This is a genomic window from Gordonia sp. NPDC003422 (assembly GCF_053588675.1).
On sequence record NZ_JBSFQL010000040.1, the window covers coordinates 23874 to 33254 of the forward strand.

The following is a 9381-nucleotide window of genomic DNA, read 5'->3' on the forward strand; positions in this document are numbered from 1 at the left end:
GGAGACAACCAGATGAGGTCAAAACATCATGAGATCTGACGACTCCCGCCGTCGAATCCGGGCCGGTCTCATCGGAATCGGGGCGATACTCGCGGTTCTCGCGCTCGCGTTCAACTACCGCTCGATTCCGTTCCTGCCCGGCGTGACCGTCGTGGTCGCCGAGTTCTCCGACGCCAGTGGCCTGAATCCCGACGACGAAGTGCACATCGCCGGCGTGGCCGCGGGGAGTGTGCAGTCGATCGAGCTCGCCGAGGACCACGTCGACGTGACGATGCGGCTCACCGACGGCTGGGAGAAGCTCGGTTCCGAGACCACGGCCTCGATCAAGGTCGAGACCGCGCTCGGGCGTCGCTTCGTCCAACTCACGACCGCCGGCCCCGGCGAGCTCGGCGACCGAATCCCGGTGTCGCGGACAAGTTCCGGCTTCGACCTCACCGAGTCACTCGACCAGCTCACCGAGACCGTCGGAGACACCGACAAGAAGAGCGTCGTCGACGCGGTCGAGAGCCTCGACAAGGTCATGAACGATCTCCCGTCCGACATCGGCGGCTCCCTGGAGAACGTCGCCGCTGCGGCACGGACGGTGTCGTCGCGCGATGCCGGAATCCGGACGCTTCTGCAGAAGGCCGATTCGGTTTCCGACGTGCTGGCCGAGCGAAAGGGCAACATCACCAGGCTCATCGACGACGGGTCGGTGCTGTTCGAGACCCTCGTCGATCGGGCCGAGGTGATCCGCAGGCTGCTCACCAGCCTGCGCGCAGTATCCACCGAGATAGAGACGTTCGTCCATGACACCGGATCGTCCACCCCACAGATGCTCGAGGAGGTCCGTCAGGTGACGGCCACGCTCAACGCCAACTACGCCAACCTCGAAAAGTCGATCAAGGGGATGCGCACATTCGTCATGCAATTCGCCGACGTCCTGGGCAGCGGACCGTTCTTCTCAGTACTGCTCCAGAACATCACGCCGGCCAATCTCCGCGGCCAGCAGCCGGGCAGTCCGGGAGGCGGGCGATGAGCACGTCATCAGCCGTCAACCGACTCGGCGGGCCCGCGGTCATCGCCCTCGTCATCGTCGCCATGGTGGCCGTGACCGCGGCGAAGGTATGGGAGAGCACGCACACCTCACGGGCCACAATCTGGTTCACGGACGGCACCGGGCTGTTCGTCGGCGATCCGGTCAAGATGCGCGGCGTCACCATCGGCACTGTCGAAGCAGTGGAGGCCACACCGGCGAAGGTTCGCGTCGAGGTCTCGTACGACGACTCGGCGTACGTGGACTCCGAGGCACGGGCGGCGATCGTGGCGCCGACCCTCGTCTCCGGTCGGTATGTTCAGTTCGTCAACCCGGTCAAGCGATCGCCGGCTGGTGCGCTGAAAGACGATGCCGTGGTGGAGGTCGGCCGGACCGCGGTCCCGGTCGGGTACGACGAGATCAAGAAGCAGGTGACCGACCTCGCGCACCAACTCGGACCTTCCACCGGCGATGAGAAGGGGGCGCTCAGCCGACTCATCGACACCTCGGCCGGTGCGCTCGACACCAGCGGCGGCTCACTCCGGAAGTCGGTCGATGCGCTCTCCGACGCGATGAGGACGCTCTCCGCGGCCGGCCCCGACCTGTTCAGCACAGTCCGCAATCTCCAGCAGGTCGTCACCGCGCTGCGCACCGCCGACCAGCAGATCGTCGGTTTCGCCTCGCAACTCGACGACGCGTCGGCCGTGCTCGACGACAATCGGACGCAACTCGATGCCGCGATCCGTGCCCTCAACTCGATGGCCCCACGCCTGCGCGACTACTTGAAGCAGAACCAGGGTGCGCTAAGCCGTGACGTCAAGGACCTCACCAGGGTGTCCCGACTGCTCGTCGACAGGCAGGACGATCTGGCTCAGATCCTGCACACGGCGCCGACCGCGCTGTCGAACCTCTACAACATCTACGACCCGGACTCGAACTCACTGACGGCCGGTCTCGCGGTGGCCGACTTCCCGGATCCGGTGTCGCTCATCTGTGCACTGCTGACAACCGTGGACGCTCCCAAGTCGGAATGCCAGAAGGCCGAGACCACCCTGACCCGGGTCATCACGTCCGAGATGGCACGCTCGACCGGTCGCCCCGAGGAGGGAGGACGCTGATGGGACACAAGCGCTTTCACGTCGGCGCGGGACTGATCGCGGCGGCCGTCGCGATGTCGACGGTGGCGGGCTGTCGGTTCGACGGCGCCAACTCGTTGTCACTGCCAGGCGACGCCGTCTCCGGTGACAGCTACAGCATCACCGTCCAGTTAGCCGACGTGCAGAACCTGGTGTCGAACTCCCTGGTCAAGCTCGACAACGCGAATGTCGGGCAGATCCGGTCCATCACAGTGCGCGAGTCGTTCGCCGAAGTGGACGTGGAGCTCTCCGAGGGAGTGGAGATCCCGAACGGTTCGACCGTGAAGCTGGCACAGACCTCGGTGCTGGGCGCGCAGTACCTGGAGTTCATTCCTCCCGCGGAGCAGACGCCGGGCAAGCTGTTGCCCGGCGACACACTCGATGTCAACAGCTCCGCAGCCTATCCGTCGACCGAGTCGGTGCTGGCGGCCTTGTCGCTGATCCTCAACGGCAGTGGCCTCGAACAGCTCCGGTCGATCATGACCGAGCTCAACGACGCCACCGATGGCCGCACAGCCGCTGCCAACCGAGCGATATCTCAACTCAAGACCTTCGTCTCCGGACTACACAAGCAACGTGATGACATCGGCCGCGCCATCGATTCGCTCGGCAAGCTCAGCGCCACGCTGGCCGATCAGAGTTCGACCGTGGCGGAGGGCATCGACAACCTGGAACCCGCCCTGACCGTGCTGGCGGACCAACGCGAGGAGCTGGTCACGATGCTCGATCGCGTAGGAGTGTTCGGCGCAAAGGTGGGCAGCGTGATCGCACGCAGCAACGCCGATCTGAACTCCATTGCCGCGGAACTCCGTCCCGCACTGAAGGGGCTCGAGGAGTCCGGCGACGACCTGGTCGGCTCGCTCATCGTCGGGCTCACCGTTCCGTTCCCGGTGACCGTCATCGACAAGGGAATGAAGGGTGACTACCAGAACCTCTTCCTGACCCTCGACCTGTCGGTGGGCGCCATACGCGACAAGGTGCTCGGCAGTATTCCCAAGGTGGCCCTGGCCAGGATGGCGACCTCGCGGCAAGCCGCGGACCCACTCCGCGCTCCATTCGGACTGCGCACCCCCACAACGGATCACAGCCCATCGAAAAAGACCTCACCGCAGCCCGCCGGGATGGGGGGCCCCCGATGAAACTCACCAGACTGGTGCGATGGCAGCTCGTCGTATTCGCTGTCCTCACCGTGGTCAGCGTAGTCTACGGGACTGTCACCTACGTCGGCATCGGTCGGGTCACCGGCATCGGATCGTATCGCGTGGTCGCCGAGTTCGACACCGCCGGCGGCATTTACGAGACCGGACTGGTGACCTATCGAGGTGTAACCGTGGGACGGGTGGATTCGGTAGACGTCGATCTGGCCGACTTGTCGGCGCCGGTTCGCATCACCCTGCGCATCGATTCGGACAACACGATCCCGCGAAACAGTGCGGCGCACATCAGGAGTCAGTCTGCGGTCGGGGAACAATACGTGGATCTGATTCCCCGCGACAACGGCGGGCCCGCGCTGACGGACGGAGACGTGTTGTCGGCCAAGGGCAATGAGGCGCCCACGCCCACAAAAGACGTCCTGGAGAGGACCATGAACCTCGTTGCGACGATCTCGCCCCAGAATCTGGAGACGACCGTCGACGAGGTGTCCGACGGGCTAGGACAGACCGGTGATCGCCTGGCTCGGTTGATCGACGCATCACAGCGGCTGCTCGAGTTGGCGCAGATCGATATCGGCCCCACCACCCGGCTGATCGACGACGCCGAACCGCTGTTGACCACTGGCAACCGGGTGGCCGCCGACCTGACCTCTGCGGTGGCGAACCTCGCGTCGTTCACCGATCAGCTCGCGCTGAGCGATGAACACTTGCGGACTCTGCTGACCCAGACCCCGTCGGCAGCCGACCAGGTGTCGGCCACCCTGACCGAGCTGACGCCTACGCTGCCGACGCTGCTCGCCGACCTCCAGTCCGTGGGACAGGTGCTGCGCGTCAACGTCCCCAACCTCCGGCACATCCTGACCGTCTATCCGGCGTTCACGTCGGGAACCCTGAACTCGGTCGACGGCTACGCGCTCGGCCAGAGTCCGCAGGCTCCACTCGACATCAAGCTCGGAAACACGCTGAACCCGCCCCCGTGCACCGAGGGATATGGCGGCAGCCGACGTCGTGACGCATCGGACATGCGGACTGTGCCGGTGGTTCCGGACCAGTACTGCGACGCGCGCCCCGACAACCCGAAGGTGGCGCGTGGCGCCCGGAACGTCCCGTGCGCGACCGACCCCCGCGTGAGGACTCCCTTAGTGGCCGATTGCCCCGGGGGACTTCCGTCCACGTGGCCGGAGATGTTGTCGCGTCCGCACTCTATGGGCGACGCCGGCGGTGACCCAGGGGCGAAGAGGGTGCCGAAGCGCTTACGTACAGCGTCGAAGCCGGTGCCGTATTCGGAGACCACCGGAAGGTTCCGAGGGCCCGACGGGGTGACGTACTTCGTGGGAACACCCACCAACTCAGCTTCGGCGAAAGGAAAGGCGACATGGCAGTCGTTACTGATCAAGTAGAGGCCACCGGTCCGGAAGTCGACGACGACGCGGTCGGCCCGGAGAGCGCCGGCGAAGGGGCGGGCACTGCTCCACTCCGGTCCGTGGTCACCGTGTGGGCGCTGGTGGCGGCCCTCGTGGCGGTGCTCGCGCTGCTCGGCGTGAAGGGCACCGATCTCTATCAGGCCAAGCAGGACGAGAAGCGGAACTCTGAGGTACTCGACGTCACCCGCGAGGTGGTCGCCGGACTCGTCAGCCTCGACTACCGCCGGTCGAAGGCCGACCTGGATCGGATCAAGTCCGTCGCCACCGGATCCTTTCAGCAGCAGTTTGAACAGCTGGCTACGTCGTTCGAGCAGGTCCTTTCCTCCGGCGAGGTCCTCTCGACTGGATCGGTCAAGGAGGCGGGGATCATCACCGCCGACGACGACGCCGCGCGGGTCCTGGCCGCGGTCAGCTCGATCGTCAAGAACACCGAGGCACCCGACGGGCAGCAACGCGTCTATCGGATGAAGGTGGATCTGACGGCCGCCGACCATGCGTGGAAGGTCAGCAACGTGGAGTTCGTGTCATGAACGCGGGGAGCGCGGACCAAGAGGCGTCGACCGACGCGAAGGCGGCAGAACCGAGGAGGAAGCCATGAACAAGGTTGTGGAGCAAGATATCTCATCCGAGTTCGCCGAGGCGGAGGTGGATCGCGACGTCGACACCGACGCGGCGCCTACCGACGGCGCCGAGAAGCAGGACAAGGTGCGCGGCGGTCATGTCAAACGACTCGGCCCCGTCGTTGTGAGCTGGCCCGCCAGACTTTCGACAAAGGCGCGTAACGGGTTGGTCAGGGTGCTGGCGGCACTCGTGATCGCCGGCGCCGGTGGACTCGGCTACGTGTGGTTCGCGACGAGCGCGGCGACGACGGAGGCATCGGCGGGGCAGTCCGCGCTTGCATCGGCACGTACCGACATCCCCAAACTGCTCAGTTATGACTACCGAACAGTCGACACCGCGCTGCCCGAAGCTGCCGAGACCATGCTGACCGGCAGGTTCCTCGACGAATACACCCAACTGGGCGAATCAGTTATTCAACCTGCTGCCAAGAAGGAGCAGATCGTCACGAACGCCGAGGTGGTCGACGCCGCACTCGTCGCGTCGGACGCCGATCACGCAACCGTCCTGCTCTTCGTCAACCAGACGACGTCCAAGAAGGACGCTGAGGGGCCGCGACTCGACGGCAGCCGCATTCGCGTCCAGATGGCCAAGGACGGCGATCGCTGGAAGATCTCCGAATTCACACCGGTGTAGCCGCGGAAACCCTGAGCCATCCACACCACACCATGGAGAACAACTCATGACTCTCACCACCGATTTCACCACAGTCGCGGAGCTCGACAGTGCGCTGCTACGACTCAGCGCAGGCGAGCGCCGGTGGGCAGACCTCCCGCTGACCCGGCGCGCCGACCTTCTGCAACAGGTGGCGCACCAGGCGGCCGAGCAGGCATCGGATTGGGTTGAGGCCGCGTGCCGAGCGAAGCGGATCTCGCCCTCATCGCCGCTCGCAGGCGAAGAATGGCTGTCGGGGCCGTACCCGGTCATCACGAACGCTGCCACGCTGGCCCGTTCTCTGCGCGACCTGAGCAGCGGCGACAGTCCCATCGCCCACGTACCGACTTCCGTCGCTCCCGGCGGTCGTGTTGCGCTCGACGTCTTTCCCCATCAGATCTGGGATCGGCTACTGCTGTCGGGCGTCTCGGCCAAGGTCTGGCTGAAGCCGGGGGTGAGTGTCACCCAGGCGCGGTCGGCGGCGGGATTGGCGCAACTCGACCCCGCGACGACGCACGGCATGTCAGTCGTCCTCGGCGCCGGCAACATCACCTCGATCGCCGTGCTGGACACCCTGTACGAGCTGATCGCGCACAATCGCGTCGTGATCCTCAAACTGAACCCCGTCTTGGGCGAGATGTTCGACGCGATCAACGCCGTCCTGCGACCCCTGTCCGAGCGCGGCTTCGTGGAGGTCGTCAGGGGCGGTGTCGAGGTCGGCTCGTATCTCGTCGATCACCCGAATGTGGCGCATGTCCACATCACCGGAAGCTCGGCAAGTCACGACGCCATCGTCTTCGGCACCGGCCCGGAAGGCGAGGCCCGTCGCCGGGCCGGCGTACCGAAGCTCGGCAAGACCATCACCAGTGAACTCGGCGGCGTATCACCCACCGTCGTCGTCCCCACCGGGTGGTCGGCCAAGGACATCCGTTTCCAGGCGGAGCACCTGGCCACCCAGCGTCTGCACAACGGCGGCTACAACTGCATCGCCGCCCAGGTTGCCGTGATCCCGTCCGAGTGGTCCAAGAAAGGGGAGTTCCTCCGGGAACTCCGCGACCAGATCGACAAGGCTCCCGCGCGGCCAGCCTATTACCCCGGAAGCGACCAACGGGTCGCCGCGGCAGCCGACCGGCACGCCACGGCCAACGCACGCGAGAACGGCCGGCTGCTGATCGAGGGGCTCTCACCGGACCAGGTGGCCGAGGCCTTCACCGTGGAGTACTTCTCGCCCGTGCTGGCCGTCGTGGAGATCCCCGGAGACGGGATTGCCTACCTCCGGGCAGCGAGCCGCTTCGTCAATGAGCGGCTCGAGGGCACTCTCGGCGCCAACGTCTTGGTGCACCCGAGATACCGCCGCAAGCTCGGTCGAGAGTTCGAGTGGTTCGTGGAATCGCTCCGCTACGGCACGATTGCGATCAACGCGTGGACGGGGGTCGGTTATCTCACCGCAGCAGCACCATGGGGCGGCTTTCCCGGTGCGACCCTCGTCGATGTCGAGAGCGGAATCGGATTGGTACACAACGCATCACTGGTGGACGACACAGAGCGCACGGTCGTGACCGGCCCGTTCCGCCCGCTGAGCCGATCTCTGATCACCGGCCAGCTGTCGATCACGCCGAAGCCGGCGTGGTTCGTCAGGAACACGCATGCGCACCATGTAGGCCGAAAGATGGTTGCATTCGCGGCAGATCCGAAGGCCACCCGGCTGCCGTCGCTCTTTGCGTCCGCCTTACGCGGCTGACGCACCGCGCGCAGCGAGGTGCCCCGTCACGAAGCGTACGGGGTGTGGTGCGTCCACCTCAGGCCGGCTCGAGCGCCCGCTTGGCCTTCTCCAACGCGGCGAGCGTGCGCAACACGGAGTCGCGCTTCGCGGTCAGGTCGGACACCTTGGCCTTGCCACTCAAGCCGCCATCCTTCTGCGCGACCTGCAGACGTTCCTCGATCTCGGTGAGCTGCGCCAGGAGGCTCTGCGCCCGGCTCATGAGCTCGGCGCGGTCGGGTCGTGAGACGTTCGCCGGCCCGGCGACGCCGGACCTGACATTCTGCGGCTTGGTGGCCACCGCCTTCCCGCCTGCCTTCGTGGGCAGTCGTCGTCGCGGTTCGACGCTTCGCCGCCGGGAAGCAGCACGCGGGGGAGTCTGCGTGCGCGTCTGGTTGAGCACCGTCCGCGCCTCTCGCCGCGGAACTCCGCGATTTCGTCGGTGGACGAGCACCACACGCAAACACTCGAAGTGGTTTCGGTCACGAACGCATCGGCAGCAGCGGGATTGACGGGGAAAAGAGTACGAAACAAAGTTTTTCACCCGGAAATCGGGTTTCCGGTACACCGTATCCCGCCGCTGACTTGACCCGCCGGACCGTCCCCGACGCGCTGTTCATCGTCGTCGAGCAACTCGGACCCACCCTCGTCGTTGCGGACACGAGCTCGAGCCGGCGGCGGGGCAGTGGCGTTTACCGGCCACCCCCGGCGGGAACCTCATCTGCGTGCGATTACCTTCGGTACAGATGACGACGTGTCGGGCTGGAACAACCGGCCCTGCTCGACGGTGACGACCGTGTACCTGGCCGAGGCATTGCTGGTTGTGGCGGAGGGTCAGCAACCTCCGGGTCTGATGCCGGCCCGGCAGCAGATGGCGGTGTCCCTGGGCTGGCACATCGTCCTTGCGTGTTTCGGGGTGGCGTTCCCGACGATGATCTTCGTGATGCGCCGTCGCGGCATCGTGCGCGACGGCCCTGTCGCAATGGGACTGGCCCGACGGTGGGCCAAGGTGTCGGCAGTGCTGTTCGCGATCGGCGCGGTCTCGGGCACGATCCTCAGCTTCGAGATGGGTCTGCTGTGGCCCGGTTTGATGGGCCGGTTCGGTGACGTGCTGGGATTGCCATTCGCGTTCGAAGGGCTGTCGTTCTTCGTCGAGGCGATCTTCCTCGGGATCTACCTCTACGGCTGGGACCGCATGCCGCCTCGACGCCATCTGCTGATGCTGATTCCGATGGGCATCGCCGGGGTCGTCGGGACGTTCTGCGTGGTCTCGGTCAATGAGGTTCCCCCCGAACCGTAGAGGCATCGATAATGAGGAGCACGATGCCAGAGAAGCGGAAGAAGTACGACCGGGAGTTTCGTGATGGGGCGGTCCGGATCGTCGAGGAGACAGGTAAGCCGATCGCCCAGGTCGCTCGAGACCTGGGGGTCAACGAGGGCACCTTGGGTAACTGGGTCAACCGGGCGCGCGCCGAGCGGGAGGGCCGCGGCGAGCTGACCGTTGATGACGCTGCTGAGCTCAAACGGTTGCGTGACGAGGTCGCCGAGCTGCGCATGGAGCGTGATGTCCTCAAGCGATCAGTGGTCCTGTGGGTGAAGGAGGCGACGAAGTGAGCGTGGC

The 9381-nt window shown here is 65.7% G+C and carries 10 protein-coding genes; 9 read left to right on the forward strand and 1 reads right to left on the reverse strand.

Annotation, left to right across the window (positions count from 1 at the left end):
• Window positions 1-28: 28 nt before the first annotated feature.
• The 7 genes from ACWDTF_RS23465 to ACWDTF_RS23495 all read left to right on the forward strand — a co-directional run bounded on the left by ACWDTF_RS23465 (window position 29) and on the right by ACWDTF_RS23495 (window position 7742).
• Window positions 29-1018 carry an MCE family protein gene (locus tag ACWDTF_RS23465; RefSeq protein WP_005201341.1) on the forward strand — a complete coding sequence of 330 codons (990 nt, stop codon included), beginning with the start codon at window positions 29-31 and terminating at the stop codon, window positions 1016-1018.
• Window positions 1015-2133, forward strand: a complete 1119-nt coding sequence (locus ACWDTF_RS23470; protein WP_020169772.1) for an MCE family protein — start codon at window positions 1015-1017, stop codon at window positions 2131-2133. The genes ACWDTF_RS23465 and ACWDTF_RS23470 overlap by 4 nt, the downstream gene beginning before the upstream one ends.
• Window positions 2133-3290: an MCE family protein gene (locus tag ACWDTF_RS23475; protein WP_006369841.1), complete on the forward strand. Its 1158-nt coding sequence runs from the start codon at window positions 2133-2135 to the stop codon at window positions 3288-3290. Before ACWDTF_RS23470 ends, ACWDTF_RS23475 begins: the two co-directional genes overlap by 1 nt.
• Complete coding sequence (locus ACWDTF_RS23480; protein ID WP_005201346.1) at window positions 3287-4705, forward strand: MCE family protein; 1419 nt, start codon at window positions 3287-3289, stop codon at window positions 4703-4705. The genes ACWDTF_RS23475 and ACWDTF_RS23480 overlap by 4 nt, the downstream gene beginning before the upstream one ends.
• On the forward strand, window positions 4681-5259 hold the full coding sequence (locus tag ACWDTF_RS23485; RefSeq protein WP_026919819.1) for a hypothetical protein: 579 nt from the start codon (window positions 4681-4683) through the stop codon (window positions 5257-5259). Before ACWDTF_RS23480 ends, ACWDTF_RS23485 begins: the two co-directional genes overlap by 25 nt.
• Before the next feature lie 64 nt (window positions 5260-5323).
• Entirely contained in the window at window positions 5324-5983 is a 660-nt protein-coding gene (locus ACWDTF_RS23490; RefSeq protein WP_005201351.1) for a hypothetical protein, read from the forward strand.
• 46 nt (window positions 5984-6029) lie between these two features.
• Window positions 6030-7742 (forward strand): aldehyde dehydrogenase family protein, encoded by a 1713-nt coding sequence (locus ACWDTF_RS23495; RefSeq protein WP_020169775.1) that lies wholly within the window; start codon window positions 6030-6032, stop codon window positions 7740-7742.
• Between the two features lie 58 nt (window positions 7743-7800).
• Here the strand turns inward: ACWDTF_RS23495 and ACWDTF_RS23500 are convergent, their stop codons facing one another.
• Window positions 7801-8163: a hypothetical protein gene (locus tag ACWDTF_RS23500; RefSeq protein WP_262365841.1), complete on the reverse strand. Its 363-nt coding sequence runs from the start codon at window positions 8161-8163 to the stop codon at window positions 7801-7803.
• Window positions 8164-8514: 351 nt separating this feature from the next.
• Here ACWDTF_RS23500 and ACWDTF_RS23505 point away from each other — a divergent pair, with 351 nt between their 5' ends.
• A complete protein-coding gene (locus ACWDTF_RS23505) occupies window positions 8515-9060 on the forward strand; it encodes a cytochrome ubiquinol oxidase subunit I (protein WP_005201356.1) in 546 nt (181 codons plus the stop codon).
• A gap of 23 nt (window positions 9061-9083) precedes the next feature.
• Entirely contained in the window at window positions 9084-9374 is a 291-nt protein-coding gene (locus ACWDTF_RS23510; protein ID WP_005195137.1) for a transposase, read from the forward strand.
• Window positions 9375-9381 lie beyond the last annotated feature (7 nt).